Raw genomic sequence first — 1,998 nt, forward strand, 5'->3', positions numbered from 1 at the left:
AATGTCATCGGCGACTTGTTCTATATTACACCTCTAACTTAAAATCGTCAATATGTTTTTATAAAAAACTTCATTTTTTATAAAAACACATTTACGTTATCAAGTTATCTATTTACATATCTCTTCTATAAGAATACATAAGCAACCCATAAAACACTCTATGGGTTGCTATCCCATTAAAAAACCTATTGTTCTTTTGATGGAACCGAACAGCTTCCATCAGTACAAGACATATCGCTTCCTTCGTCTGGTGAAAGCTCTTGTAATTTAGGCGCAGGATTCTCTTCTTCCCACACTTGCTGAAGTGCACCAACAAAGGTTTCAAGTGGTTGCGCACCTGAAATAGCATATTTCTGATTAACAATAAAATAAGGCACTCCCGAAATTTGATATTGCTGAGCAATTGCTTCATCCACTCGAACATCATTCGCATAAGCACTTTTATTATTGATAACATTTAAAGCTTCTTGCTTATCTAATCCCGATTTTTCAGCAATAGTAGCAAGTACTTCCACATCACTTAAGTTTTGTGATTCAGTAAAATATGCAAAAAGAAGATTTTCTGTAATCTCTTTTTCCTTCCCTTGATCCTTAGCGAACTTCGCAAGGCGATGCGCATCAAAGGTATTTGTCGGCTTCATCTCTTCAAAATTAAAACTTAAGCCCATACTAGCTGCATGATTTCCTAGTTGTACATTATTACGCTTAGCTTCTTCAATACTAATCCCATACTTTGATGCAAGTACTTCGTTAATACTCGTTCCAGAGTAAACGGGAGTATTCGGATCTAATTCAAAACTTTTAAACTCAACTTCAACATCATCCCTATGTGGGAATTGTTCTAAGGCCATTTCTAATCTACGCTTCCCGATATAACAAAATGGACATACAAAATCTGACCAAACTTCGATTTTCATATTAACACCTCTTTAAAACTTAGTTTCCAATCATTGTAGCACCGAGATTAAGAAATTCAAAAGTTTTTGCTCTACCTTTTTTCATATAGCACATCCAAAAGTATATTTATAGCAACATACCTAAATAACAAAAAACGATAATCAAAAGGATCAACTATTCCCCCTCCAATTATCGTATATAACACGAAAACAATTTTAATTATGCTAGAATATACTTCTCTACGAATTTCCATACCGTATCCCAATATTTACTCCACTATTTGTGAAGGCTAATAATCAATGATGGGTGAACAACACCCCCTGATTAAAGTTTCACTTTATTTAAATCTACTTTCTCCGCTTCTCCATGTGCCGAACCTAGAACAATTCATTTCTCTTTTTCTATTTTTAAAGCATTATACACTTCACCTAGCATTTCAAAAGGAATAAATGTATTAGCATCCCTGTGAATAAATAGCATAAGCGTTTTACTTTTTGCAACTTACTTAACAGCTAAAACCTCTTCTAAACCATATTCACCCTTCACTTTAGTAACTGTATTCGCCACATTCATAAAAGGAAACCTATGTAAGTGAAATAAACCTTTTAGTTGATACACGAATTATGCACAATATGTTAATGTCAACTTATCAAATGAATTTATAATCACTGTATTACGTTTATATTTCGATACAAAGTTCGCATTCTTTTCTTCATTTGTAGCCAATACATCTCCTGATACCCTCACCGTTCCCACTATGTGAGGGTTCCCCTTTAAAAATTCCTTTTCTTGTTTCGTACTCAATACATACTTATAGAAATAATTCCCGACTAACATATACACAATCGCTAGAAGGAATACAACTACTATAGTAATTACACCTATCTTTTTTCGTATTAGCTCCTTTTCCAAATGTAAATCTCGTTACATTAAAGCACTTCAAAAAAGAACTACACGAATTTCACACATCGTCGAATTACTTTCGAAAGAAATTAAATAAGAACTATATATGTAACCAAAATACTTAGAAAAATAGGGAATACTTAAAACTTTAAACGGCATTTGAGATGAATATGAATGTAAACACAAAAAAGACGAGTC

Annotated in this window: 1 protein-coding gene and 1 pseudogene; both read right to left on the minus strand. The window is 33.1% G+C overall.

The genetic code is table 11. The features are described 5' to 3' along the window. Window positions 1-185: 185 nt before the first annotated feature. Window positions 186-917 (minus strand): DsbA family oxidoreductase, encoded by a 732-nt coding sequence (locus tag COE49_RS26795; protein ID WP_098946165.1) that lies wholly within the window; start codon window positions 915-917, stop codon window positions 186-188. Window positions 918-1,287: 370 nt separating this feature from the next. Continuing rightward, window positions 1,288-1,734 (minus strand): annotated as a pseudogene (locus tag COE49_RS26800) (hypothetical protein); the annotation flags it as partial. Between the last annotated feature and the right edge of the window lie 264 nt (window positions 1,735-1,998).

Source organism: Bacillus sp. AFS029637 (assembly GCF_002584985.1).
Taxonomy (GTDB): Bacteria; Bacillota; Bacilli; order Bacillales; family Bacillaceae_G; genus Bacillus_A.

Coding starts and splice junctions, on each gene's coding strand:
- COE49_RS26795 (WP_098946165.1), bottom strand. CDS start 917: ATGAAAATCGAAGTTTGGTCAGATTTTGTATGTCCATTTTGTTATATC.